Source organism: Bacillus sp. GZB (assembly GCF_001975995.1).
Lineage (GTDB): Bacteria > Bacillota > Bacilli > Bacillales > Bacillaceae > Bacillus > Bacillus velezensis.
The window spans coordinates 61,943-88,300 of the sequence record NZ_MTQG01000010.1; the positions used below are offsets into that span (position 1 = coordinate 61,943).

A 26,358-nucleotide genomic window follows, 5' to 3' on the forward strand; every position below is an offset into this window, starting at 1 on the left:
AAAGTATGAGGAAAATTCATGCTGAAAACAAAGGAATATACAGAAAAGAATTGATATAATATGGATAATTCTGATTGGCCGGAGTGAGGGAAATTGACGAAAACGACGGTAGAAACGTTAAAAACGTTAAAAGCGATTGCGGAAACCTTAAACCAAAGCCACGATTTAAAGGAAGCGCTTGATAAAGTGCTCCGCGAACTGCTCAGCCTGACCGGGCTGCAGACAGGGTGGATTTTTCTGATTGAGCCGGACGGATCTTATACGCTCGCCGCATCCGCTTATTTACCGCCGGCTCTCGGTCAGCGGGAAAATGCACTCATGTGCAGCGGGGAATGCTATTGTCTGACCAAATTCAGCAATGGCGGATTGACAAAGGCCGTAAACATAATGAATTGTAAACGGATTGAATTTGCGGAACAGACGACGAACTGCCGCGATACGGAGGGCATTACCCATCATGCGACCGTACCGCTTGAGGACGGCGGCCGGAAGTTCGGTTTATTAAACGTCGCCGCAAGTGAAAAGACATTTTTCAACGAAGAAGAATTGCATCTGCTTGAAGCGGTTGCATTTCAAATCGGAACGGCGATCCAGCGGATGAAATTGGCCGAATTTGAGCAGCAGAACGCCCTGTTGGTGGAACGAAGCAGACTTGCGCAAGAGCTGCATGATTCCGTCAATCAGATGCTGTTTTCTGTCAGCTTAACGGCAAAAGCCGCAAAGAGCTTTACAGATGATGATCGGCTCCGGCAGATGATTACGTTTATTCAAGAGCTGTCTCAGGATGCGCTAACAGAAATGAGGGCGCTTATTTGGCAGCTGAAGCCGGAAAGTTTGACGAAAGGGCTGTATGCGTCGATCAAAAGCTATGCCGCTCTTATCGGCCTGGAAGCCGTTTGTGAAATGGAGGATGAGCTGGAGCTTACGGATGAACAGGAACACGCGCTTTGGCGGATCGCCCAGGAAGCCTTGAATAACTGTAAAAAGCATGCGGGAACGGACCGGGTTATCATTTCCGCCGTTAAAAAACCGGATTGCGCCGAGCTTCACATTAGCGACCGTGGAGCGGGCTTCAGCGCTGATGCGCATGCTGTGCTCCCATCGCTCGGCGTGGCCGGCATGAAAGCGCGCGCCGAAGCAATCGGAGGCCGCTTTACATTGCAATCCGAGCTTGGCGCCGGAACGATTGTCTCCGTTCGGCTTCCGTTTCGGGACAGGAGGTCTGATTGATGAAAATTGTGATTGCTGATGATCATCACGTTGTCCGCAAAGGACTGCGCTATTTCTTCGCCACTCAGGAAGACATTGAAGTTGTCGGTGAGGCGTCCACCGGTGCTGAAGCGCTTCAGCAAGCTGAAAAGACGGAGCCGGACATCATTCTGATGGATTTATCAATGCCTGATATGGACGGCATAGAAGCGGCAAAAATTGCGGCTGAACGATTTCCGGACATCAGTATCGTCGTTTTGACGAGCTATTCTGATCAGGAGCATGTCATTCCCGCCCTTAAAGCCGGCGCAAAAGCGTATCAGCTGAAAGACGCCCAGCCCGATGATTTAGTAAAAACGCTCCGGGAAGTATATTCCGGACGTTACCGGCTGTCGGCGGATATTGTGCCTCATGTGCTGACCCATATGGTTCAGGATGATCAGGATAAGGAAAAATATTATCACCTGACCCCTCGTGAAAAAGATGTTCTTCAAGAAATAGCCAAAGGAAAAAGCAATAAGGAAATTGCGGCGGCACTGTTTATTTCAGAAAAAACAGTGAAGACCCACGTGTCCAACCTGCTGTCAAAGCTGAATCTTTCCGATCGGACGCAGGCGGCATTGTATGCGGTAAAATATAATATTTTTGGAAAGGCGGTAAAATCATGAGCATATTAGTGATCAGCGGAACACCGAGAAAAAACGGGCGGACTAGAATTGCCGCTTCTTATATCAGAGATCGGTTTCATACCGATTTTATTGATTTGAGCGAAAGTGATCTGCCGCTTTATAACGGTGAAGTAGAACAGAACGAGCTGCCTTCAGTGCAAGAGTTAAGGCGGCAGGTGAAAAAGTCGGCGGCCGTCGTCTTATTATCTCCCGAGTATCACAGCGGCATGAGCGGCGCTTTAAAAAACGCCATCGATTTTTTAAGCAGCGATCACTGGGCATACAAACCTGTGGCAATCATTGCCGCGGCGGGCGGAGGAAAAGGAGGCATGAACGCGCTGGCGAATATGCGGACGGTCATGCGGGGCGTTTATGCAAATGTCATCCCGAAACAGCTGGTCTTAGACCCGATTCACATTGACATGGAGCGCCGGACCGTATCTGAGGATATGGCGGTCAGCCTGAAAGAGATGATCGAAGAGCTGAATATGTTCACAAATACAAGAAATCCCGGCGTCTGACGCCGGGATTGTTTTTATGTCAGCATGGCTAATTGATCTTCATAAGCGAGCTCTGTCGCATGATCAATATACCCGAGAAGAGAATACAGCTCTTTTTCAAGCACCGCATGATCATATTCGAAATGATACGCGTGCAGAAAGTGCTCAATACGCTTTGATAATAAATCATCTTTTGTACGAACCATCAATATTAACAAATTGTCCCATTGAGATCGGTGTGTGTAATACAAGGCTTTGTCATAATCGGCATGATCCATCTAACGCTTCTCCTTTCAATGAGAAGTTCTCCGTTAGTTTATGCCGCTGAAGCCCGGATGCAACGGGGGAAAAGTTGGTGTCCTTATCACTGCGGCATAGCAATATGAGGGAGACATAAAATAAAACCGCATATCCGTCTCTTCTTTGGACACGCTAAGATTGACAAAAAACGACTCAGGAGAACATAAAGATGAAATCCCTTCCATTTGCGCTTGCCCTCTTGTTTTGCGGCATTCTCATTGCCTCTATCGCTGAAAAAGGGCATACAGAACACCTTGATCCATCAGTTGAAAAATGGGAGCAGCTCGCATGGAACCAGCTTGAACGTGAATACAAGGGGGCCGAGCTTACTGATTATTCGTACATGGGCCGTACAAAAGTGAACCGGGAACAGACGAAAGATGTGTTTCGCGTAACGGTGCAAACAGCAAAAGAAACGTTTTCATCCCGTGCTGAAGTGTATTTCCATCCGGTGACAAAGCATGTGATCAGTATTAATATTTTCAGACTGTAAAAAAAGCTGCACAGCCTAATTGAGGCCGTACAGCTTGTCAGATATCAGAAGAAACGTTTTGCGCCGAGGTAGCGCTGTTTCCAATAGGAATTGTTCATGCTGGAAATAACGACACCCGAATCGTTGGCATTAATAAACTGGCCGTTTCCGAGATAAATACCGACGTGGGAAGGTCCGGCTTTATAAGTTGAGAAAAAGACAAAGTCACCGACCGCCGGCTGGCTGACTGATGTCATCGTATTCCAGTAGCCTGCGGCTGAAAGTCTGGATACAGAAGTGACCTTATTGAGAACGTAATAAATGAAACCGCTGCAGTCAAAGCCTCTCGGCGTTGTCCCGCCCCATACATACGGTACGCCCAGTTGAGCTTTTGCGGCATCAATCATTACATTAATCTTCGCGCTTGTTGAACCTGTGCCGCCTGTGTTGCCGGACTGATTCGGTGTCGTGTTTGTCTGCTGTCCGGTAATCGTCAGCTTTTGTCCGATTTGAAGAACATCTGTTTTCAGATTGTTTTTCTCGCGGATCTGCTGGGCCGTCACATTGAACTTTTGGGCGATCACCCATAAAGAATCCCCGCTTTTCACGGTATATGTAGTGGTTTTCCCTGTATCTCCGGACTGGTTCGGAGTTGACGGTGAAGTCGAAGAGCCGGAAGATGACGTTTTTGTCAGCTTAAGCACTTGTCCGACCCGCAGCATGTCTGACGTCAGTTTGTTGATGCTTCTGATTTGCTGAACCGTCATGTTGTATGCGTTTGCGATTTTCCAGAGTGAGTCTCCGCTTTTTACTGTATAAGAGGACGTTTGCGTCTGGTTTTTATTTTGGTTTGAATTGTCTTTTGACGGCGTGTTTCCCGAAGAAGACGTTCCTTTTGTTTTCAGGACTTGGTTTACGTAGATCGTATCCGTTTTTAAGTTGTTTAATACTTTGAGTTCCGCAATGGTCATATTGACGCTGTTTGCGATCTTCCATAGTGAATCGCCGAGTTTGACTTTATACGTCCCGGAAGATGATGACTGCTTTTTGCTGCTGTTTGAGCTGCTGCCCGGTGTGGTTTTTTTCTGATCGGTGCTTGAGGAAACTTTCCCCGTCACTTGCAGCTTCTGTCCGGCGCGGATTAAGTCGCTTGTCAGACCGTTCAATTTTTTCAGTTCCTGTACGGACATTTTAAAATCAGATGCGATCAGCCACAGCGAGTCGCCGCTTTTCACTGTATAGACGCTTTTAGTCGTGCCGCTGTTCTTTGAAGATGGCTTTGAGCTGCCGGAATCTGATTTGCCGTTAGGAATGTTGAGCGTCTGCCCGATAGAAATAACGGTGGATTTTAGATGATTGGCTGATGTAATGGCATCCACGCTTGTATTGTAGTTTTGGGCAAGCTTCCATAATGAATCTCCGCTTTTAACCTTAATCGTTTGTGCTTCTGCCGGGGTTACAGCTAACGCAGACCCGACGATCGCAGATGCAGTCAAACCGACCGCTACCTTTTTTTTCATAATGAATCTCCCTTTTCCTGCGATGATTTTACTATCCCCATTCGTTGCAGCCGCAAGGTGAGGATATCAGTAATGATAATCTTTATATCGGCACTTGTCTGCAATCGTTTATCATATTAATAGAAATAGTCCTTTTTTCTTACGCCGGCATAAAAAAAAGAAGGAATGCGGACATTCCTTCAGCTTCTGAGCAGTCTCATAATCTCCTCTTTGTTTTTGACCAGATCCCTTAACGTATATTTGTCTAAAACGGCCAAGTAAGCTTGCAGGGCTTCATTCAGAAGGTTCTTTAAGTTGCAGGCGGGAGATATGATACAGAGATTTTTTTTGGAGTCAAAGCATTCTACGATGTTAAAGTCGTCTTCTGTATTTCGAACGACTTCTCCAATGTTTATGTCTTCCGGTGTCATTCCTAATCGGATTCCGCCTCCCCGGCCCCGGATCGTTTCGACATACCCGAGCTGGCCGAGGCGGTAAATGACTTTCATGAGGTGGTTTTTAGAGATGGAATAAGTATCTGCGATTTCTTTTATGTTGGAAAGTTCGTCGGAATGTTTGGAAGCCAAAAAAATCAAAACGCGTAAAGAATAATCGGTATAGTTCGTTAATTTCATAGAATGACCTCGGAAAAAGAGATTTTGCTTCTGTTACAGTCTATCATATATGAATCTAAAATGAAAAAAAAGGAATTTGCCCCTTTAACTCAAAAAAAAACGTGCGCTCCTTCTGAGCACACGTTTTTTTGTTAAGACATCGGCGGCTTACGATCGTCAGCCGATTGATGTTTTTCAATTTTGCGATCCAATTTTGCGAGATAACGGGAGGCAAATTCTTTTCCGCCAAGACCGAATGAAAGTCCGAAGGCAAGCGCGAAACCGCCCAGAATCAGAATAAACGCGGCATTTACGATCGTGTCGGCGACACCGAGCTGATCCAGCGCCATAAAGATTGAGAGAGTGATAATGGTATATTTCGCAAGCGGCGCCAGGAATCTGAATTCCTTTCCGCTCAGCATGCCGGCAAGCAGCCTGCTGACGAGCTGTCCGGCCAAAAGCCCGATTCCGAGAATAAATACAGCGGCCAGAACATTAGGCAGGTAAGCGATAATACCTGTTGCGATAACAACGAGAAATTCAAGATGGACAAGCTGCAGCGCCTCTGCCGTAAAGAGCAGGACGATGATGATCTGAACAATCATGCCGACCGTCTGAGAAAGCGTCAGCTTCGGGGTACCCGCCTGTTCAAAGCCCATTTTACCGAGAAGAGAGTCGAAACCGGCCCGGTGCAAGAGCCCGGATACAATGCTGTTGCCCCATTTTCCAATCCAGATGCCGGCGATGATCAGCACGATACCGATGATGATATTAGGGAGCATTGTGAAGACCGTGTGCAGCATGGCTGACGCCGGTTCAGAAATACCCGCCACATCAAGCCGGTCAAGCGCAGAAATGATCACCGGAATGAAAATCAGCACGTAGACAATCGTTCCGATGATTGCCGACAGGCTTGTATCCTTCAGATAAATAGAAAGCCCCATACGTGCGGCGAGCCTTTCCGTGCCGATACTCGCCAGAAAGTTTGTGACGATATCACGGACGAGACGGGCAACAAGCCAGCCGATTAAAACAATCAGCGCCGCGGCGAATACTTTCGGTATAAAGGACAAAACGCTTTGGATCATATTTGTAAACGGCCCTGATACTCCTTTGATTTGGAGAGCGGCCAAGACGCCGGGCAGGAACAAGAGCAAGACGAAGTAGAAAACGATTCGTGAAGCGGCCGTAACGGATCTGCTCATCTCCGCTTCTTCAGAAACCATTGTCCATTTTCTGAACCGGCCGTTTTCAGCGAGTTTCATGCCCGCTTTTTTGACGAGATAGCTGAAAAGCGAAGCGGCCGCCCAGCCCAACAGCAGAATCAGGCCGGCTTTTAAAATGCTCGGCACAGCCGCCGTTATCGCTGACAGCATGCTGACAAAAGGCGAAGCCACGGTTGTCAGATGCAGAATGTTAAAGAATAGAATAAAAACGATGATTAATGCGATAAAATAAATGACTTTACTGATGACTTTTTCTGAGGAATAGCGCGCCGGCTTTTTTTCGGCGAACAGTCTGTCGTCAATTTTTGTTTTTTGCAGGCCTTTGTATACGGCTTTTTCAATGATTTTGGCAATGCCCCAGCCGATAAGCAGGACGAGCAGTGCAATGACCAGATTCGGGAGTTTGCTGAGATACGTCGTAAGCATGTCTGCTGTATTCAAGTAGAATCGCTCCTTTTCTTTTTGGGGTATGGTGTGTGTTTTACCCACTTACATATAAAGCAAACGGCGCGGATGTGCCGAAAGTTTTCAGCCGGAAACCGGTCTGTTATTTCATCTTTTGAGAGGAGGGGTCATACATTATAAATAAGTCCAAGTAGGGGGGATTCGGTTGAACGCGGAGGAGACAAAAGGTTTACAGCGGGCAATTGAGGAAATAACCGACATTGCGAAGGGTTTCGGCCTTGATTTCTACCCGATGAGATATGAAATTTGCCCGGCTGAAATTATTTATACATTCGGCGCGTACGGCATGCCGACGAGATTCAGCCACTGGAGTTTCGGCAAACAATTTCATAAAATGAAACTCCATTATGATCTCGGTTTGAGCAAAATTTATGAACTTGTCATTAATTCCAACCCTTGCTACGCTTTTTTGCTGGACAGCAATTCGCTGATCCAAAATAAATTAATTGTAGCCCATGTTCTTGCCCATTGTGATTTTTTCAAACATAACTGCCGCTTTCAAAATACGAACCGGGACATGGTTGAGAGTATGGCGGCTGCGGCGGAGCGGATTAAGCATTATGAAAGAATTCACGGGATAAAAGAGGTGGAGTCCTTTTTAGATGCCATTCTGGCGGTTCAGGAGCATATCGATCCGTCGCTCGTCAGGCCGAAGCTGCTGTGGAGCGTCGATGACGAAGAGGAGGACGAAGAAGAAACCGCACCATCGCCTTACGATGATTTATGGGGAATGGGTAAGCCGAAGCAGGTGAAAAAGAAAAAAGGGAAAAAACCGTTTCCGCCCCAGCCGGAAAAAGATATTCTGCTGTTTATCGAAGAACATTCGCGGGAGCTTGAACCGTGGCAGCGTGACATTTTAACCATGATGAGAGAAGAAATGCTGTATTTCTGGCCGCAGCTGGAAACGAAAATCATGAACGAAGGCTGGGCATCCTATTGGCATCAGCGGATTATCCGCGAGCTTGACCTGACTTCAGATGAAGCCATCGAATTTGCGAAGCTGAACGCAGGCGTCGTTCAGCCGTCAAAAACGGGAATCAACCCGTATTATTTAGGGCTGAAAATTTTTGAAGACATTGAAGAGCGTTATGACAACCCGACAGATGAAATGAAAAAAACAGGAGTAAAGCCCGGTTCCGGACGCGAGAAAATGTTTGAGGTCAGGGAAATTGAATCGGATATATCATTTATCCGCAATTATTTGACGAAAGATCTCGTAATGCGTGAGGATTTGTATTTATTCCAAAAGCAGGGCAGGGACTATAAAGTGATCGACAAAGAATGGAAGGCCGTGCGAGATCAGCTCGTGAACATGCGGGTCAACGGGGGATTTCCTTACCTGACCGTCAATGACGGGGATTACCTGAAGAATAATGAGCTTTATATTAAACATTGGTATGAGGGAATTGAGCTTGATCTGAAATATTTGGAGAAAGTGCTGCCGTATCTGTACCAGCTGTGGGGCAGGAGCGTGCACATCGAATCTGTTCTTGAAGACAGAGAAGTGATGTTTTCGTATGACGGCAAAGGAGTGCACCGGAGATATCTGTAAAAGAAGAAAGGATGCGGGGAACCCCCCGCATCCTTTTTTATTTTCCGTGTCTTAGGATCTGAAAGATCTTTTTGGCCTGATCCGTGTTGTTTAAAAGCCCCGTAAATGACTCTCTTCCCGGACCGTATGCGTAAACGGGAACTTCTTCGCCCGTATGATCGCCGGTTGTCCAGCCGCTGTTGGTTTTCGCATTAAAGAGCTTAATGATCGCTTTGTAGACGCTCTTGTCAGCATCCTGTTTTGAGGCCGTTTCGATCTGTTTGATTTCCGCTTTTGACCATTTCAGGTCTGTATAACGCGCAAGCACGGAAGATACGGATTTACCCGCTTTGATTTGGTCAGCCATAAACGCCGGTGTTTTTTTGGCGGCAAGAATCGGTTCAACATGCCAGTTTTTATCGTCATTCGCGCCGATCGTCAATCCGCCGGTGGTATGATCAGCCGTGGCAACGACAAGCGTATGTTTGTCCTTTTTGGCAAATGCGATTGCTGCTTTATACGCTTTTTCAAAATCCTTCATTTCACTCATTGCGCCGACTATATCATTGTCATGTCCCGCCCAGTCAATTTGGCTGCCTTCGACCATTAAGAAAAACCCTTTTTTATTCTTGTTCAGCCTGTCGATCGCTGCCGTTGTCATGTCTTCTAATGAAGGGACGGCGTTCGAGCGGTCGATTGCTTTGTCGAGTCCGCCATCGGCAAACAGGCCGAGAATCTTCTTGTTACGATCCTTTTTGAGCTCCTGTTTTGATGTCACGTAGCTGTATCCCGCTTTTTTGAAATCCTTTGTTACATTGCGGTCTTTACGGATAAAGTTTGACTTGCCGCCTCCAAGGAGCACATCGACTTTCTGTTTTCCGTTGATGCGGTCATCAAAGTAGCTGCTTGCGATGTCATCCATGTTCTTTCGGGATTTGTTATGGGCTCCGAATGCCGCAGGGGTGGCGTGCGCAATCTCCGAAGTTGCGACAAGTCCGGTGGATTTCCCTCTTTGTTTCGCTTCTTCGAGGACGGATTTTACCCGCTTTCCTTTTTTATCGACTCCGATCGCCGCGTTATACGTTTTCACGCCTGTGGCCATGGCCGTGCCAGCCGCCGCGGAATCGGTAATATTGGAATCAGGATCGTCAGGATAAGTCATCATCATACCGGTGAGATTGGGATCGAATGCCGTCAGTTTCATACCATCCGAAGGCTTTCCTTTGTTAATGACCGAACGGTAGGCGTTCATATAGGGAGCGCCCATTCCGTCGCCGACCATGAAGATGACGTTTCTGATCTCGTTTTTGTCAGGCTGTTTTTTTGCCGCAGCCTGTTCGGAGTGCTGAAGCACCGCGCCCGCAATCAGACCGGCTGTCAGTACAGATACGGCTGCCGCCGGCAGAAGTTTTGATCGAACCTGTTTAAATAGACTCATTCTCACTCGTCCTCCTTTAATCGTGTCTGCATGTCTAATGGTAGGGGGTGTTTGTAAAGAGCGCCTGTTTCTCCTGTAAATTTCAGGTGAAACATTGTTAGAAATGTAAATTCCGGTGTAACTTATGTTTTCAAGAAAGAGTGAAAACCATTCACTTTTTTGAAAAAGATGAGGATTTTTTTAACAAGGAGTTATTTGGAAAGTAAACTGCTTTGTTTTTCCAAAATACGATGATCACAGGAAAAAAACATGACAAATTGACTCGTTTTTCGTCACGTTTGAAATCAAATTGAAATATTTAATACCCTTAAAAACTTTTTTCTAAAACGAATTAGTAAGAAATTTGTCACGGGAAGTCAAGTCTATTTCTAGTGGAAATTGAACCTTATAATAGGAAACAGATAAAAACTTTAAAAAAGAGACACATAAAATAGATAGAATCATTCAGGGAGGAAAATATGAAAAAGCAACTTGTTACAGCAACAACGGCAGTGGTTTTGGGAACGACTTTGTTTGCGGGCGCGGCATCTGCGCAAACGATTAAGGTAAAAAAAGGCGATACATTATGGGGACTTTCAAATCGGTATGGAACGTCAATTAATTCCATTAAATCTGAGAACAAATTAAAATCGGATATCATTTACATCGGTCAGACGCTTTCGATTAACGGAAAATCATCCTCAGGTTCAAGCTCAAGCAGCAAGTCATCATCGTCTACATATAAAGTCGTAAAAGGCGACAGCCTTTGGAAAATTGCGAATAAATATAAAATGACGGTAAACCAATTAAAAAGTTTAAACGGTTTAAAAACGGACCTGATCCGCATAGGACAAGTTCTTAAAGTAAAGGGATCAACTTCCGGTTCAACGTCTTCAGGATCTTCGTCATCAAAGCAGCCTTCATCCAGCCATAATGCTGCACAGACGAGCCTGAATGTAAACAAGCTGATTTCTGATGCGCAATCTTTAATCGGCACGCCGTATGTATGGGGCGGAACAACGACTTCCGGCTTTGACTGCAGCGGATTTATCTGGTACCTGTTAAACAAACAGACGAGTGTCGGCAGAACAAGCACTGCGGGATACTGGAGCTCAATGAAGAGCGTGTCCAGCCCGTCAAGAGGAGACTTCGTCTTCTTTACAACATATCAGGCCGGCCCTTCACACATGGGTGTGTACATCGGAAATAACAAGTTCATCCATGCCGGTTCTGACGGCGTCACAACAAGTGATCTGAATAACAGCTACTGGAAGCCGCGCTACCTGGGCGCGAAAAGATTCTAGCAGTGAGAGAAACCCGTTCATCCGAACGGGTTTTTTATTTAGACGGGGCAGAGCTCCATTTGTTTCACCTAAAAATGAAAATGTGATAAAAAATCTAAAAAGGTTTTCTTTTTTTCATTTTCATAGAGGGCGATGGCGTACGCGCCCGCGCTCGGCATCTGGGCGAATTCGCACGGAATTTCAATCATGCTGCCTGCGGCGAGTTCGGACCGTACCGCTGACAGCGGCAGAAATGAGACGCCCAGCCCCTCTTTAATAAATCGTTTCGTAATATGCGTCTGTGTCACCTTCATTGTTCTGACGAAAGGGAACTGTATTCTGACCTGGCGGAGCAAATCATCCCAATAGTCAGGATGGTTATGGGTCAAAAGCAGATATTGTCCGAACAGGTCTTTCACTTCATCCGCCTTCCCTGTCCCGGGTTTTCGGCCGGGTGGCGCGACGAGGACAACTGGGTCATTGTACAGGGGACGGCAAGTGAGGGAAGATGATTGCACCTTTAAGCAGCTCAGTCCGATATCGGCTGAGCCGTTTCTGATTTGAGAGGCGATTTCTTCCGATTCGAAAATGGTGACCGTCATTTCGGTTTCTTTATTGTCCTCTGTATAACGCTTCATGACAGACGGGAGAACGGTGTCGGCGATAAGCGGCGAAACAGCGAGTGTCAGCGTGTGCGAGTAGCCCTGGCGCACCCTGTGCAGCTCCGCCATGCTGTTTTCATAGTCTTCCAAAAGTCTCATGGCAAACGGCACGTATGCTTTTCCTTCTTCCGTCAATTGTATTTTCCGGCCGCTCCGCTGAAACAGCTTGCAGCTGATTTCTTTCTCTAATAATTTTATATGAACGGTGACGGTCGGCTGAGATAAAAAAAGCGTTTCCGCCGTTTTTCTGAAATTCTCGTATTTTGCCGCGGTGACGAAGGTGTGAAGCCATTTAAAATCCATAGATGCACTCCTCTGATTAAAAGTTTTAATTAATTCCCTTAAAAATATTCATTATTTTTTAAATATTATATTTACTATAATAACAGAAAGAGGATAAGGGGGAATGAAATTGATTTATCGTGGATTGAAAGGGATTACTTGTGCAGAAACGGCGATCAGCCACATTGACGGAGAAAAGGGGCATTTAATATATCGCGGCTATGACGCGAAGGATATCGCATTGCAATTCAGTTTTGAAGAAGCGGCGTATCTCATTTTGAACGGGGCGCTTCCTGATGAGCGGCAATTGCTTGCGTTTCAGGAAGAACTTGCAGCCGAGCGCGGGCTTCCGAAACATTTGATCGGCTTACTGGAAACGCTTCCGGATGAAATGGACGACATGGCGGTGCTGAGAACGGCTGTTTCGGGTTTGGGCACAGATTCATTTACATATCCGCCCAAGCCGGAAGAAGCGATTAAACTGATTGCCGTCACACCGACGATTATTGCGTACAGATACCGCCGTAAACAAGGGCAGGAAGCGCTGTCACCTGAGGCGCGATACGGACACGTTGAAAACTATTTGTATATGCTGACAGGCAGGCAGCCGTCCGCAGCCCAAAAGAAAGCGCTTGAGACGTATATGATTCTGGCGATGGAGCACGGGATGAATGCATCGACTTTTTCGGCGAGAGTCACCGTTTCGACTGAATCGGACTTAGTGTCTGCCGTCACTGCCGCACTGGGTACGATGAAAGGGCCGCTGCACGGAGGCGCTCCTTCAGGTGTCACGAAAATGCTTGAAGACATCGGGGAAAAAGAAAATGCAGAAGCGTATTTGACAGCGAAGCTTATGAGGGGAGAACGCCTGATGGGCTTCGGGCACAGGGTGTACAAAACAAAAGACCCGCGGGCGGAAGCGCTGCGCATAAAGGCTGAAGAAGTGGCAGGAAATGATCCGTCGCTTGACTTGGCGCTTTATGTGGAGAAGGAAGCCATCCGCTTGTTAGAGCAATATAAGCCCGGACGGAAGCTGTATACGAATGTGGAGTTTTACGCAGCGGCTGTGATGCAGGCCATTGATGTCGACAATGATTTATTTACGCCGACCTTTTCAGCAAGCAGAATGGCAGGCTGGTGCGCACATGTGCTTGAACAGTCCGCTGACAACATGATTTACAGGCCGTCTGCGAAATACACCGGCGCTTTTCCCGAAACGGCTCAGCAGCTTTAATTACCGGCATATTTGTCCGTTTAACTCCCCGCACTGCGTGGTATCGTCTCAGTAATACCAATTGCAGGAGTGTGAGAATATGAATCCGATGGACAGACAGACGGAAGGACAAAAGCCGCAGGTGCAAAACCGCCAGCCCGGCATTGAGTCAGACATGGAGCCAAAACCGCTCTTGGAGGACCCGGATGTAAAAGGATCGGGCAGATTAAAAGGAAAAGTCGCCGTCATCACGGGCGGAGACAGCGGCATCGGCGCAGCGGCTGCGATCGCTTACGCGAAGGAAGGGGCGGATCTTGCCATCCTGTACCTAGACGAACATGCCGATGCCGAGAGAACGAAAAAGCGTGCGGAAGAATACCAGGCCGAATGCCTGTTAATTCCGGGAGACGTCGGTGATGAGGCGCATTGTCAGAAGGCGGTCCGGCAAGTCTTAGATCACTACGGAAAAATAGATATTCTCGTTAATAATGCGGCTGAGCAGCATCCGCAAAACGGGATTCTTGATATTACGGCTGAACAGCTGGAGAAGACATTCCGTACAAACATGTTTTCTATGTTTCATATGACTAAAGCTGTGCTGCCTCATCTCAAAAGAGGGAGCGCCATCATTAATACAACGTCGATTACCGCTTATCAGGGAGACACATCATTGATCGACTATTCGTGCACGAAAGGCGGCATCGTTTCCTTTACGCGTTCAATGGCGATGTCATTGGCCGATCAGGGGATCAGAGTAAATGCGGTGGCCCCCGGGCCGATCTGGACCGCCCTGATTCCGGCAACGTTTACTGAAGAAAAGGTGGAAAAGCACGGTCTGGACACTCCGATGGGAAGACCGGGACAGCCTGCGGAACACGCAGGAGCTTATGTGCTTCTGGCTTCAGACGAATCTTCCTATATGACTGGGCAGACCATTCACGTAAATGGAGGCAGGTTTATTTCAACATAATAAGCAAGTCTTATCCCGCGCTTTTAAAAGGGCGGGATTTTTATTTGATTACATATGAATACGATTTTTAAAAAATAGAAGCCGCCAGCTGAATTACTAATGTTAATATTTCACAGCGGAGAATCCGCTGAGTTCTGTTTTATGAAAACTGAAATAATATATAGAATTTTCAAAAAAGTTATTTTCATTTTTATATTTTTCGCTATAATATGGTGTAGGAGAAAGGAATGATGTGCTGAAACATTTCATGCGAAAAATAAGAATTTAGTCATTATTGCTATTGTTGTCTGAATATTCTAACATATATTGATTTACAAGGAGTGAAGCAGATGAAGGGGAGCATATTCAGAAAGAAAAGCATTCAGGACCTGCTTGCCGCAACGGGCGGGGAAAAGTCGCTGAAAAGAGAGTTAGGGGCCTTTGATTTGACCCTTCTGGGGATAGGGGCCATCATCGGAACGGGAATTTTTGTATTAACCGGAACAGGCGCTGTCACGGCGGGGCCGGGGCTGACCGTTTCATTTGTCATCGCCGCTCTTGCGTGTTTATTTGCGGCTTTATCATATGCCGAATTTGCTTCAAGCGTCCCGGTTTCCGGTTCCGTCTACACGTTTACTTATGCGACACTGGGTGAACTTCTCGCATTTATCATCGGATGGGATTTAATCTTGGAATATATGCTCGCCGTCAGCGCGGTTTCGGTCGGCTGGTCCGGCTATTTTCAATCATTCTTGGCGGGCTTCGGCATTCATCTTCCGACCGCATTAACGGCCGCGCCGGGATCCATTAAAGGCACGGTCACATTCTTTAATCTCCCCGCATTTGTTATCGTGCTTGCGATTACATTCCTCCTCTACTTAGGCATTAAGGAATCGAAGCGGGTCAATAATATTATGGTCATTTTGAAGGTTCTGGTTGTTCTATTGTTTATCGCCGTTGCGGCCGTATATGTCAAACCTCACAACTGGCAGCCGTTTATACCGATGGGGTTCGGCGGTGTTTTCAGTGCCGCGGCGCTCGTTTTCTTCTCTTTTATCGGTTTTGACGCCGTCTCTTCCGCCGCTGAAGAAACGAAAAATCCGGCGAAGGATCTGCCGAAAGGAATTATCTTTTCATTAATCGTCTGCACTGTGCTGTATGTGACCGTATCGGCGATTATGACGGGCGTCGTTCCGTTTGCCCGCTTTGAAGGCGTTGACCATCCCGTGTCTCTCGTCCTGCAGATGGCCGGACAGAATTGGGTGGCCGGGATTATTGATATCGGTGCAGTGTTGGGAATGACAACGGTGATGCTCGTCATGCTGTACGGCCAGACGAGGGTGATGTTTGCCATGTCCCGTGACGGTTTGGTGCCGGGAGCGCTTTCAAAAGTCCATCCGAAGCATAAAACGCCGCACGTGGTGACATGGGTGTTCGGCATCCTGTCGGCATTACTCGGCTCACTCGTCCCGCTTGATGAGCTGGCGAAGCTGGTGAACATCGGCACGCTTGCCGCATTTGTCCTGATTTCAGTAGCGGTTATCGTATTGAGAAAGAAACAGCCTGATCTGCCAAGAGCTTTTAAATGTCCGGGGGTTCCCTTTATTCCGATATTATCCATTCTGTTCTGCGTATTTTTGATTATTAACCTTGGCGCCACCACCATATTCCGTTTCTTTATCTGGCTGATCATCGGTCTGGTGATTTATTTCTTATATTCGAGAAAGCATTCGAAATTAAACGGAGATTTGTAAGGAGCGGCACCCGCCGCTCCTTTTTATTTTTCGGAATAATGAAACATATTGAAATGGGCTTAAGTTATCGCAGCGAATAAGGGATAATATAGGGCGGAAGGGAAGTGGAAAGTCGTGTCTGACCAAAAAAGGGTTCAATGGGCCTCAAAAATAGGATTTATTATGGCCGCTGCCGGTTCGGCGATCGGCCTGGGAGCCATTTGGAAGTTCCCTTACGTAGCGGGTACGAACGGAGGAGGCGCTTTTTTTCTTGTATTCGTCCTCTTTACCGTGCTTTTAGGCTATCCGCTTTTGCTCGGTGAATTTATTTTCGGAAGACGGAGCCAGACAAATGCGATTGATGCCTACAAACAAGCCGCGCCGAAGTCGGTATGGCACCTCACGGGTTATGTGGGTGTGGCGGCCTGTTTTTTAGTTTTGTCTTTTTACAGTGTTGTCGGCGGGTGGATTTTGCTTTATGTGTTAAAAGCTGTTACGGGTTCTTTATCCGGGCTCACTCAGGAGCAGTACGGAACGGTGTTCGGGACGGTCATTGAAAATCCGATCCAGACTCTCGCCGCGCAGCTTGTATTTATGATCTTGACAGTGGCGGTCGTCGCAAAAGGCGTGCAGAAAGGGATTGAACGTGTCAGTGCGGTGCTGATGCCGGTTTTATTCGTGCTGTTTCTATTGCTTGTGCTGCGATCAGTCACGCTCGATCATGCCGTTGAGGGGATTAGATTTTTATTGGTTCCGCACTTTGAAGATTTGACGCCGGAATCCATCCTATATGCTTTAGGACAGGCGTTCTTTACATTAACGCTCGGCGTTTCGGTCATGGTGACATACAGTTCGTATCTGCCGAAAACCCAAAACCTTCCGGGATCGGCGGGTTCCATTGTTGTGATGAATGTGCTCGTCACGCTGTTTGCGGGACTGGCCATTTTTCCGGCGGTTTTTTCGTTCGGCTTTAAACCGGATGAAGGGCCTACACTGCTGTTTACCGTACTGCCGGCTGTGTTTGACCGGCTGCCGTTCGGCTCGCTGTTTTTTATCAGCTTTCTGGCGGTCTTTTTCTTCGCCGCGCTGACTTCGGCCTTTTCGATGGTGGAAATTATCGTAGCGACTGTCGGGAAAGGTGATGAAACGAAAAGGAAGAAGCTGTCGTGGACAAGCGGTCTGCTCATTTTCTTAGTCGGAATTCCGTCGTGTTTATCATACGGTGTTCTCGGTGATGTTCATTTGTTCGGAAAAACGTTTTTTGATCTAGCGGATTTCACAGTGAGCAATGTGCTGATTCCGCTCGGCGCTTTATTAATATCAATCTTCATCCCGCTGAAAATACCGAAGCGGGAGCTGTTCGCCGAGATGAAAAGCGGTTCCGCCATCGGCTATCGTTTCTTTCAGGTGTGGTATTTCCTTCTGAAATATCTCGTGCCGCTGGCTATCATCGTCGTATTGCTGCATTTAATCGGCGTTCTTCCATTTTAAAAAAACAGGCCCCCGTAAAAGGGCCTGTTTTTATGTTTAAAAACCGAATTGCAGATTCGTATCAACGGCAACGATCGTATATACACAGACAATGACGAAAAGGTTGAGGATGACACCGAGCAGTCCCGGGCCCGTCCGTCCTTTTTTAATAAACAGCTCAATGATGCCGAACGGCACGGCGGCCATCGCAAACGGCAGCATCTGATAAGAATAGAAAGTCACATTGCTGATGATTGCCACGTTCAAAAGCAGCAGCGACAAAATCGCGGTACCGACTGATATCCAGCCGAAAACATTATGCTCTTTAAAAATTCTTACCAATTCCATAATTCCACCTCACCGATGTTTGCTGCTTTTACTGTTTTGTTTTTCAGCAGACGTTCGATTTCTTTTGTCGGCCCCGTCACGACAGAGCCGTATACGTTCATTCCGTGATGTTCAACATAATCGATTCGGCTGCCCAGATTCATGTCTTTGCGTTTCGATATTGCATGAGCCCATTTTTTATGGCGGGACATAAATTCAAGGGCATTGATAAATTGTTCACGGTCTGTCTGTCCTTGCGTTTCGAAAGAGGACACCATCTTGGAATCTTTCCCGGGAAATCCTAACGGCTCGGCATAAGGACTGTCTTTCAGATTTTTCTCCGTTTCGACCGCGTTCCATAAAAACTTCACATCGTATTTTTTAAAAGTTGAATATACTTGAGAAGAAGGGTAGGCCCGGTCATAAGAAAGATAGACCTCCGCCACGCTTCCTTCAGGCAATTTTTTTAATGTCTGTCCGGCTTTGTCAATCGTGCGTTCCTTTAAGCCGGAAGGATGGGCGAAATAATGTTTTGACTGTGCCGCGTCTAGATCATAGTAGTTAACGGCAGGCGATTTGACCTTATCTAAAAACATTTCAATCCGTTCCCCGCCGACGGATTTCGTTTTTGTGCCGATCTGCTTTTGCAGCGGAAACTCTGTATTCATTCCAAACAGCTTCACCTGGCTTTTCAGTCCGGAGGTATCGACGAGGACGTTCGGCATGGTGGTCGCCACCGTCACGGCTGCGGTTTCCATTAATTGATTGCCGGTGCTTTCTTTTCCTCCCAGACCGTAATAGAGGTAGCTTCCCAAAGTGCAAAGCGGCAAAATCATCAAAGTGGAGATGACGGCGAGAACTGAAATCCGCAAATACGATTTGCGTTTTCCGTATGACAAAATGGCCTTCTGTTTTTCCGGGCTGATGCCGACGTCCCATTCCCGGTCGTCCTGCATTTCGCTTTCAATCAACTCCTGATAGACTTCAAGCTTTTCCAGCTCTTCTTCAAAGGCGGCCATTTCCCGGTCGCTCATTTCTCCATTTTTGTATTGGTAAAAACGCTTTTTAAATTCTTCATTCATCATTAACACCTCTATTATAAAGTGCTTTCAGCCGCTGTCTGGCACGAAATAAAACACTTTTAAAATTAGCCTCTGAAATATTCATAATATGGGATGCTTCTTTGTAATTCAGTTCTTTTAAATAATACAGTGTTAAGGCCTCCCGATAATTGTCGGGAAGTTCGGACATATACCCTGTCAGCACTTCCTTGATTTCAATCTGATGAGCCGGGCTTTGAACAGCCGTCTGAAAAAGGCTCCCAATTAAGTCATCGGAAATGGTCACTTCCTTTTTATGTTTTCTGACATAATCTATAAACGCATTTCTCGCCACTTGAAAAAGCCATGGCTTTACTTTGCTGTGGTCGTAGGAGTGAATGTGTATGTATGCCCTCATAAAGGTTTCCTGCAGCAAATCTTCAGCGAGATGCTTGTCTTTTGTCATGGAGAGCAGGAACCGGTAAACATCATTCATATACATTTGGTAAATTTCATCGATCGTCACTGCCTTTTCTCCCCTCTATGTTATACACGCATAAGAAAGGTTTAAAGTTGCACGTTCCATGCAAACGGCTTAAATTCATTTTCACCTCATCAAACACCATTTCTCTATAGTACCCAAAATCCGTCATAAAAGATAGAGATCGGCGGAGGAAAAATATATTTATTAGTACCAGGTAATAAAAAATATTGTTATAATAGAGAGAGAACACTTTTGATCATTACAACAAAGGAAGTGCGTTATGTATAAGTTTTGTGCAAATGCCATCAAATTCATTCTTTCTCTGCGCGGAGGAGTCAAAGTATACAATAAAGAGAATCTTCCGTCTGATAAAGGATTCGTTATCGCGTGCACGCATGCGGGCTGGGTGGACGTCCTCACGCTCGGTGTCGGGATATTGCCCCATCAGATTCATTATATGGCGAAAAAAGAGCTGTTTCAGAAAAAGTGGATCGGAAGTTTTTTAAAGAAGATTCACGCGTTTCCGGTTGATCGTGAAAATCCGGGTCCGAGCAGCATTAAAACGCCGATTAAGCTTCTGAAGGAAGGGAAGATTGTCGGGATTTTTCCGAGCGGCACGAGAACTTCTGAAGACGTCCCGCTGAAAAGAGGGGCCGTGACCATCGCCCAAATGGGGAAAGCGCCGCTCGTTCCGGCCGCATATAAAGGGCCGTCTACGGGAAAAGCGCTGTTTAAAAAGGGAAAAATGCGGCTTATCATCGGCGAGCCGATTTTTTTGGAGGACTTTTCCGATCTTGCGCCGAAGGAGAGGCTTGCGGCCATGACAGAAGAGCTGAATGCCAGAATTAAAGAGCTTGAGAAAAAACTTGAACAACTGTAAATGAAAAAAAGCTTGCCGTCTGTATCAGACGCGCAAGCTTTTTTGTTATGCTTCTTTTTGTTCGGCGGTTTCCAGCAGTTCATCAAACGCCAGTTTTTTCACTTCGATATATGCGACGTGGTGGCCGTCAATTTCATTAATGATAAATTCGCAGCCTTCTTCGATAATCGAGTCGTATTGTTCGACGTCGTATTTCTGGGTAAGGAACCAGCCGCCGATGGTGTCGACCTCGTCATTTTCTAAATGGATGCCGAGGAGTTCGTTCACTTGATCAATCAGAACCTTGCCGTCAAGCATGTAATGGCCGTCGCCGAGTTTGCGGATTTCATTGATTTCATCGATATCAAATTCATCACGGATTTCCCCGACGATTTCTTCAATAATGTCTTCAACGGTGACAAGCCCCGCGGTTCCGCCGTATTCATCCGACAGAATCGCCATATGAACCCGTTCCTTCTGCATTTTTACAAGCAGATCATGAATCGGTGCCGACTCAATCACATGGATGATCGGATTGACAAAATCCGTAATCGGCGAGTCGACTGATACTTCGCCGCTGATGCAGGCGGTCAGCACTTCTTTAATGTTAATAACGCCGATAATATTATCTTTGTCACCCTCTTCGACAGGGTACCGGGTATATTTTTCAATCTGAATGATATCCATCATTTCAGAAATTTTGATATCATGCGGCAGACTGACGATTTCCGTACGCGGAATCATGATTTCTTTTGCAAGTCTGTCGTCAAATTCAAAGATTTTGTTCACATATTTAAATTCAGACTGGTTGATTTCACCGCTTTTATAGCTTTCCGATAAAATGATGCGCAGCTCTTCTTCAGAGTGGGCAAGCTCATTTTCAGACACCGTCTCCAGACCGAACATCTTCGTTAAAAGACGGGCGGAGTTGTTCAGAAGCCAGATAAACGGGAACATGATGCGGTAAAACCAAATGAGCGGTTTCGAAAACAGCATTGAAACGGCTTCCGCTTTCTGGATGGCGACTGTTTTCGGCGCCAATTCTCCCACGACCACGTGTAAGAATGTAATGATCGCGTAGGCGAGAATAAATGAAATAATATGCGATAATGAGCTTGGTACGTTTATCTTTGTGAAAAGCGGATGAAGCAAGCGTTCAATCGTTGATTCGCCTAAGACACCAAGACCGATGGAAGTCAATGTTATGCCGAGCTGGCACGCCGATAAATACTCATCTAAATGCGTGGTCACTTTTTTGACACCGATTGCGGCTTTATTTCCTTCTGCTATAAGCTGGTCAACCCGTGAGCCTCTGATTCTGATTATCGCAAACTCAGATGCTACGAAAAATGCCGTCAGCGCGATTAAAACCGCGACTAAAATCAAATTCACAATGTCCAATTAGAACCTTCACTTCTTTTGGGAAGATGAAGGTAACACCTCCTGTTAGTAAGATAATGGTTTAACTTAACAGCAGCATAAATGATTGAAGCACTGCAAGCTTTTCAGGAGCCAGCCTTTTTTTCAGCTGGGCGCGCTCCTCTGGTTCAAGCTTTTCAAACCGATTCAAGATCACGGAGATGTTTTGATTCATGTGATCAATTTCCGATGCCAGATTTCCAATATCGTCAGGCAGGGCTGAAGAGGGAAACTGGTTCTCCAGTCGATCTTTTATATCAGACAGGGCCAATCGCTGCTTTTTACAAGCGACTATAAACTTTAACCGATTAAGTGCAAGTGTATCGTAGTAACGATAGTTCGAACAAGACCTGTCAGGCTTTAAAAGCCCGAGGTTTGTGTAGTAATCCACCGTGCGTTTCGTTACACCGGCAAGCTCTGCTAATTCACTGATGCGATAAGTCTCAGCCCCATCTAAATCCCTCCCCAACCATCACGTTATAGTTATGAGAATAGTTTAATATATGAAGGGGAGTTTGCACAAGTTTATTGTTTTCCGTCTTTCTCCTGAAACGGCGCGGCGGGCTGTCTGAAAAAGCGTTGACTGCGCCATGTAAATCTTTCATAATCATTGTAAATAGAAACGGAAGAAAAAGACAGAAGGGACAGATGACAGTGGCCGGTTTATCACGGGAAGTGACACAGAATCTGGAGAAAGGTTCATGGATACGCAAACTATTTGATGAAGGCGCTCGGCTGAAAAAAGAGTTCGGCGCCGATAAGGTATTTGACTTTTCGATAGGAAATCCGGTTGCGGAGCCGCCTGAAACATTTAAAAAGGCGCTTTGCGAAGCGGCTGAAACAGGGCGGCACGGATACATACAAAACCAGGGGCTTCCGGAGGCGAGAGAAAAGGTTGCGCGCTTTTTGTCAGAGCGGTTCCAGACAGAAATTTCCGCCAGGCATACAGTCATGACGGTCGGAGCCGGCGGGGCGCTGAATGTCGCGCTGAAGAGCATTTTAAACCCGGAGGAAGAAGTCATCCTTCTTTCGCCTTATTTTGCGGAATATAAAGCGTATGTTGAAAATTACCGCGGCAGACCCGTCATCTGCCCGCTGACTGACTCATTTGAGATTGATATTGAAGCGGTTAAAGGTGCGATCACCCCCCGTACGAAAGGACTGATCGTTAATACGCCGCATAATCCGACGGGGACTGTGCTCAGCCAGAAAAACCTTAACGAATTAGGCGCCTTATTAAAAGAAGCCGAAGAGCGGAACGGCCAAAGCATATTTATTTTATTTGATGAACCGTACAGCCAGCTGATCTACGGAGAAGAGCAGGCGAATCCGTTTCAGGCGTATCACCGCGTGATTTTAGTCAGTTCGTTCAGTAAAGATCTCGGCATTGCGGGGGAAAGGCTCGGGTATATCGCGGCAGACGCCCAAATGCCTGAGGGCGATCTTCTGACGGATGCGTTCGTTTTCTGCAACCGGACGCTCGGCTTTGTGAACGCTCCGGTCATGATGCAGCGCGCCGTGGCGAAAATGGATGATCTTTCGATTGACGCTGAACCTTACAGAAAGCGGAGAGACCTTATGGTGGACATCCTCACAGAAGCCGGCTTCGAATTTGAAATGCCGAAAGGAGGCTTTTTCGTCTTTCCGAAATCACCGATTGAAGACGAGGTGGCGTTCTGCATGCATGCCGCACAGAAATACAAACTATTGATCGTACCCGGCAGCGGATTTGGAAAAAGCGGCTATTTCCGATTATCTTTCAGCGTGCCTTCAGAACAGATCAGACAGTCGCGCGATATTTTCAAAGCACTGTATCAAGATTTTTCTTCATAGCTTCCAATACATAAAGATGGGAGAACGGACAAATGTCGAGGAGAAATAATGGCACGTCAGACATCAGCATTACAGGAATCGGAGTCTTAACCGCAGTCGGACAAGGCAAGGAGGCGTTTCTCGATGCGCTTATGGAGGGGCGGCACGCCTTTGATGTGATGAAACGGCCCGGCCGGCAGAAAGGCAGTTCGTTTATCGGCGCGGAGCTTAGCGAATTAACGCCGCCGGACGCGCTGTCCAAGCGCTTGTACCGAAGGGCCGCATTATCAGGAAAGACGGCGCTTATCGCTTTATATGAAGCGTGGCATGACGCTCAATTAGACGGCGCTGACCACAGCCGCACCGGTCTGATCATCGGCGGCTCGAATATGACGCAGCGCGAATTGCTGCAGACCTTTGAGAAAAACGGTGAAACGCCGCAATTTGTAAATCCGACTTACGGGCTTTCTTTTATGGATAGTGATTTGTCGGGGCTTTGTACGGAGCAATTCGGGATAAAAGGGCCGGCCTTTACGGTCGGCGGCGCGTCGGCAAGCGGCCAGGCGGCGGTTATCCAGGCTGCTCAAGGAATCAAAGGAGGCCTGTTTGACCGATGTATCGTGATCGGGGCGCTGGCCGATCTGTCGTACATGGAGTGTCATGCTCTCCGTTCTTTGGGAGCGATGGGCACTGATACATACGCTGAACGGCCTGAAGCCGCCTGCCGCCCGTTTGACCGGCATACGGACGGGTTTATATTCGGAGAGGCGTGCGGGGCGATTGTGCTGGAACGCGCTGAATCTGCCGAAGAGAGGGGCGCCCGTTCGTGGGCCGGCTTAAAGGGCTGGGGGATGGCTTCCGATGCGAACCGCAACCCGAATCCTTCAGCAGAAGGCGAAATGACGGTGATCCGCCAGGCGCTGGAGCGGGCCGGTCTTTCAGCAAAAGAGATCGATTACATCAACCCGCACGGCACCGGTTCACCGATCGGTGATAAGACTGAATGCCGGGCGCTTTCTGAAAGCGGCCTGTCGCACGCGCGGATTAATGCGACAAAATCGATTACCGGACACGGTCTGAGTGCGGCCGGAACGGTTGAAATCATTGCTGCTCTCTTGCAAATGCGGGAAAACAAGCTTCATCCGATCCGAAACTTAACGGAGCCGATTGACGATTCATTTCAGTGGGTGACCGACGGGCCGAGCGCCCATACCGTACACCATGCGTTAAGCTTAAGCATGGGATTCGGGGGGATTAATACGGCGCTTTGTTTAGAAAATCATTTCCGAAGCAGATAACGGCAGCCTTCTTTTTGAAGGCTGTTTTTTATATGATAAAAAAATCTGAAAATGATGAAAGAATGGAGTTGTGATACAATAAAATATACAAATGACAATCATGCTTTGACTTAGGAGGTGGCAGGATGGGGCCCTCTGTGTAGTCAATCACCCATTTCGTTCCTCTCGCTTAAGAAAAAACGATGAAATCAGGAGGTGACGTCCTTATCCTTCAATTCGGGATAAGGTGAAATGGACGATATTGACAGTTTGATTTTAATCGGTGTGCTCATTGCGTTAACGGCATTTTTCGTGGCGAGTGAATTTGCGATCGTCAGAGTGAGAAGATCCAGAATCGATCAGCTCATTTCAGAAGGGAACAGACGGGCGGTGCTCGCAAAGCGTATCATTACGGATCTTGATGAGTATTTATCCGCCTCGCAGCTTGGCATTACACTCACATCCATCGGGCTCGGCGTACTGGGAGAGCCTGCATTTGAACGGATGCTTCATCCTGTGTTTCAGGGCATGGGGCTGCCGGATTCTGCTGAGCATGTGATTGCTTTTGCGGCGGCGTACGGGCTGATTACGTTTTTACATGTCGTCGTCGGTGAGCTTGCGCCTAAAACGGTTGCGATTCAAAAAGCGGAAAAGCTGACGTTATGGATTGCCGGACCGCTTCGGTTATTTTACGTGTTCATGTTCCCGTTTATTTGGGTGCTGAACGGCTCCGCGAGAATTCTGACCGGTTTGGCCGGATTAAAGCCGGCATCTGAGCATGAAGGCTCCCACTCTGAAGAAGAGCTGCGGATCCTGCTGTCAGAAAGTTTAAAAAACGGAGAAATCAATCCGTCTGAATATACGTTTGTGAATAAAATTTTTGATTTTGATAATCGGATCGCCAAGGAAATCATGATCCCGAGAAAAGAAATCGCGGCTGTTTCCACTGATATGGACGTGCCGGAAATGCTTGATATGATGCTGAAAGACAAATATACGCGCTGGCCCGTAACGGACGGGGACAAAGACAGTGTCATCGGCATGATCAATACGAAGCATCTCTTTTCAGATCTGCTGTTTATGACAGAAGATGAAAAAGCGGAAGTATCCATCACGTCTTACGTCCGCCCGGTGATTGAAGTCATCGAGACGATCCCGATACACGACCTGCTGATAAAAATGCAGAGAGAACGGATTCATTTGGCGATATTGTCTGATGAATACGGCGGAACGTCCGGTCTTGTGACGACCGAAGACATCCTTGAAGAAATCGTCGGCGATATCAGAGACGAATTTGATGAAGACGAACAGCCGCAGATTCAAAAGCTGTCCGAACGCCATTATGTGCTGGACGGAAAGGTTCGGATTGATCAGGTGAATCATCTTCTCGGCGCAGGGATTGAAGAGGAAGTGGACACGATCGGTGGTCTTGTGCTGAAACGGAATATTGACATCTGTGCGGGTGAGTCGATACAAATCGGGGGATACACTGCCCTCATATTAGAAATGGACGGCCGGTTTATTAAACAGCTTGAACTCAAAGAAGAACAGGGCCGCCCGGGCGGTCAGGGAACAATAAACCGCCAGCTGCCCGTGCCTGAAACGGTCATGCTTCATAACGCAACCTTGAGCGAAAAATAAGCTCAA

25 protein-coding genes are annotated in these 26,358 nt (G+C 47.0%); 14 read left to right on the forward strand and 11 right to left on the reverse strand.

Annotation, left to right across the window (positions count from 1 at the left end; translation table 11 throughout):
* Positions 1–93 precede the first annotated feature (93 nt).
* The 3 genes from BXO87_RS00505 to BXO87_RS00515 are packed head-to-tail and all read left to right on the forward strand — an operon-like array spanning position 94 to position 2,398.
* Complete coding sequence (locus tag BXO87_RS00505; protein ID WP_038457428.1) at positions 94–1,230, forward strand: GAF domain-containing sensor histidine kinase; 1,137 nt, start codon at positions 94–96, stop codon at positions 1,228–1,230.
* Entirely contained in the window at positions 1,230–1,877 is a 648-nt protein-coding gene (locus BXO87_RS00510; RefSeq protein WP_038457430.1) for a response regulator, read from the forward strand. The genes BXO87_RS00505 and BXO87_RS00510 overlap by 1 nt, the downstream gene beginning before the upstream one ends.
* Positions 1,874–2,398, forward strand: coding sequence for an NADPH-dependent FMN reductase (locus tag BXO87_RS00515; RefSeq protein ID WP_038457432.1), 525 nt, complete (start codon positions 1,874–1,876; stop codon positions 2,396–2,398). Before BXO87_RS00510 ends, BXO87_RS00515 begins: the two co-directional genes overlap by 4 nt.
* Before the next feature lie 14 nt (positions 2,399–2,412).
* Here BXO87_RS00515 and BXO87_RS00520 read toward each other — a convergent pair whose 3' ends face one another.
* Entirely contained in the window at positions 2,413–2,655 is a 243-nt protein-coding gene (locus BXO87_RS00520) for a YhdB family protein (RefSeq protein WP_003155335.1), read from the reverse strand.
* 191 nt (positions 2,656–2,846) lie between these two features.
* Between BXO87_RS00520 and BXO87_RS00525 the strand changes: the two genes are divergently transcribed.
* The gene (locus tag BXO87_RS00525) at positions 2,847–3,170 is read left to right on the forward strand and encodes a DUF3889 domain-containing protein (RefSeq protein WP_003155332.1); all 324 of its coding nucleotides are present in this window, start codon (positions 2,847–2,849) and stop codon (positions 3,168–3,170) included.
* Positions 3,171–3,214: 44 nt separating this feature from the next.
* Here BXO87_RS00525 and lytF read toward each other — a convergent pair whose 3' ends face one another.
* The 3 genes from lytF to BXO87_RS00540 form a co-directional block, all read right to left on the reverse strand.
* Positions 3,215–4,669, reverse strand: coding sequence for a peptidoglycan endopeptidase LytF (lytF, locus tag BXO87_RS00530; RefSeq protein ID WP_007610305.1), 1,455 nt, complete (start codon positions 4,667–4,669; stop codon positions 3,215–3,217).
* Positions 4,670–4,848: 179 nt separating this feature from the next.
* On the reverse strand, positions 4,849–5,283 hold the full coding sequence (gene nsrR, locus BXO87_RS00535) for a nitric oxide-sensing transcriptional repressor NsrR (RefSeq protein ID WP_032874275.1): 435 nt from the start codon (positions 5,281–5,283) through the stop codon (positions 4,849–4,851).
* Between the two features lie 131 nt (positions 5,284–5,414).
* Entirely contained in the window at positions 5,415–6,929 is a 1,515-nt protein-coding gene (locus BXO87_RS00540; protein ID WP_038457433.1) for a mechanosensitive ion channel, read from the reverse strand.
* Positions 6,930–7,098: 169 nt separating this feature from the next.
* Between BXO87_RS00540 and BXO87_RS00545 the strand changes: the two genes are divergently transcribed.
* Positions 7,099–8,505, forward strand: coding sequence for a SpoVR family protein (locus BXO87_RS00545; protein ID WP_038457436.1), 1,407 nt, complete (start codon positions 7,099–7,101; stop codon positions 8,503–8,505).
* Between the two features lie 37 nt (positions 8,506–8,542).
* On the opposite strand, the gene BXO87_RS00550 is transcribed toward BXO87_RS00545, so the two are convergent.
* Positions 8,543–9,922: an alkaline phosphatase gene (locus tag BXO87_RS00550; RefSeq protein ID WP_038457437.1), complete on the reverse strand. Its 1,380-nt coding sequence runs from the start codon at positions 9,920–9,922 to the stop codon at positions 8,543–8,545.
* A 458-nt stretch (positions 9,923–10,380) separates the two neighbouring features.
* On the opposite strand from BXO87_RS00550, the gene BXO87_RS00555 reads away from it, so the two are divergent.
* Positions 10,381–11,205 (forward strand): C40 family peptidase, encoded by an 825-nt coding sequence (locus BXO87_RS00555; RefSeq protein WP_007409272.1) that lies wholly within the window; start codon positions 10,381–10,383, stop codon positions 11,203–11,205.
* A gap of 68 nt (positions 11,206–11,273) precedes the next feature.
* On the opposite strand, the gene BXO87_RS00560 is transcribed toward BXO87_RS00555, so the two are convergent.
* Complete coding sequence (locus tag BXO87_RS00560) at positions 11,274–12,149, reverse strand: LysR family transcriptional regulator (RefSeq protein ID WP_015239479.1); 876 nt, start codon at positions 12,147–12,149, stop codon at positions 11,274–11,276.
* 109 nt (positions 12,150–12,258) lie between these two features.
* Here BXO87_RS00560 and BXO87_RS00565 point away from each other — a divergent pair, with 109 nt between their 5' ends.
* The 4 genes from BXO87_RS00565 to BXO87_RS00580 all read left to right on the forward strand — a co-directional run bounded on the left by BXO87_RS00565 (position 12,259) and on the right by BXO87_RS00580 (position 17,514).
* Entirely contained in the window at positions 12,259–13,362 is a 1,104-nt protein-coding gene (locus tag BXO87_RS00565) for a citrate synthase/methylcitrate synthase (RefSeq protein ID WP_024085068.1), read from the forward strand.
* A gap of 79 nt (positions 13,363–13,441) precedes the next feature.
* The gene (locus tag BXO87_RS00570) at positions 13,442–14,311 is read left to right on the forward strand and encodes an SDR family oxidoreductase (protein WP_014417296.1); all 870 of its coding nucleotides are present in this window, start codon (positions 13,442–13,444) and stop codon (positions 14,309–14,311) included.
* 329 nt (positions 14,312–14,640) lie between these two features.
* Positions 14,641–16,044: a branched-chain amino acid transporter BcaP gene (gene bcaP, locus BXO87_RS00575; protein WP_014304702.1), complete on the forward strand. Its 1,404-nt coding sequence runs from the start codon at positions 14,641–14,643 to the stop codon at positions 16,042–16,044.
* A 114-nt stretch (positions 16,045–16,158) separates the two neighbouring features.
* Complete coding sequence (locus tag BXO87_RS00580; protein WP_070081565.1) at positions 16,159–17,514, forward strand: sodium-dependent transporter; 1,356 nt, start codon at positions 16,159–16,161, stop codon at positions 17,512–17,514.
* Between the two features lie 36 nt (positions 17,515–17,550).
* On the opposite strand, the gene BXO87_RS00585 is transcribed toward BXO87_RS00580, so the two are convergent.
* From BXO87_RS00585 to sigM, 3 genes are read right to left on the reverse strand one after another with little or no spacing between them, the layout of a single operon-like run.
* Positions 17,551–17,841 carry an anti-sigma-M factor gene (locus BXO87_RS00585; RefSeq protein ID WP_003155315.1) on the reverse strand — a complete coding sequence of 97 codons (291 nt, stop codon included), beginning with the start codon at positions 17,839–17,841 and terminating at the stop codon, positions 17,551–17,553.
* Positions 17,829–18,905, reverse strand: coding sequence for an anti-sigma factor (locus BXO87_RS00590; RefSeq protein WP_109955173.1), 1,077 nt, complete (start codon positions 18,903–18,905; stop codon positions 17,829–17,831). Before BXO87_RS00590 ends, BXO87_RS00585 begins: the two co-directional genes overlap by 13 nt.
* On the reverse strand, positions 18,895–19,386 hold the full coding sequence (sigM, locus tag BXO87_RS00595; protein ID WP_003155312.1) for an RNA polymerase sigma factor SigM: 492 nt from the start codon (positions 19,384–19,386) through the stop codon (positions 18,895–18,897). Before sigM ends, BXO87_RS00590 begins: the two co-directional genes overlap by 11 nt.
* Before the next feature lie 238 nt (positions 19,387–19,624).
* Between sigM and BXO87_RS00600 the strand changes: the two genes are divergently transcribed.
* Complete coding sequence (locus BXO87_RS00600; RefSeq protein WP_003155309.1) at positions 19,625–20,224, forward strand: lysophospholipid acyltransferase family protein; 600 nt, start codon at positions 19,625–19,627, stop codon at positions 20,222–20,224.
* Between the two features lie 45 nt (positions 20,225–20,269).
* Here the strand turns inward: BXO87_RS00600 and BXO87_RS00605 are convergent, their stop codons facing one another.
* Together BXO87_RS00605 and BXO87_RS00610 are read right to left on the reverse strand one after the other, a co-directional pair.
* Complete coding sequence (locus BXO87_RS00605) at positions 20,270–21,604, reverse strand: hemolysin family protein (RefSeq protein WP_017417354.1); 1,335 nt, start codon at positions 21,602–21,604, stop codon at positions 20,270–20,272.
* 61 nt (positions 21,605–21,665) lie between these two features.
* Positions 21,666–22,091, reverse strand: a complete 426-nt coding sequence (locus BXO87_RS00610) for a MerR family transcriptional regulator (RefSeq protein ID WP_007409263.1) — start codon at positions 22,089–22,091, stop codon at positions 21,666–21,668.
* 179 nt (positions 22,092–22,270) lie between these two features.
* On the opposite strand from BXO87_RS00610, the gene BXO87_RS00615 reads away from it, so the two are divergent.
* The 3 genes from BXO87_RS00615 (at position 22,271) to BXO87_RS00625 (ending at position 26,352) form a co-directional block, all read left to right on the forward strand.
* Positions 22,271–23,455 (forward strand): pyridoxal phosphate-dependent aminotransferase, encoded by a 1,185-nt coding sequence (locus BXO87_RS00615; protein WP_015417125.1) that lies wholly within the window; start codon positions 22,271–22,273, stop codon positions 23,453–23,455.
* A gap of 32 nt (positions 23,456–23,487) precedes the next feature.
* Positions 23,488–24,732, forward strand: coding sequence for a beta-ketoacyl synthase N-terminal-like domain-containing protein (locus tag BXO87_RS00620; RefSeq protein WP_038463734.1), 1,245 nt, complete (start codon positions 23,488–23,490; stop codon positions 24,730–24,732).
* 231 nt (positions 24,733–24,963) lie between these two features.
* Positions 24,964–26,352, forward strand: coding sequence for a hemolysin family protein (locus BXO87_RS00625; RefSeq protein WP_007610337.1), 1,389 nt, complete (start codon positions 24,964–24,966; stop codon positions 26,350–26,352).
* Positions 26,353–26,358: the final 6 nt, after the last annotated feature.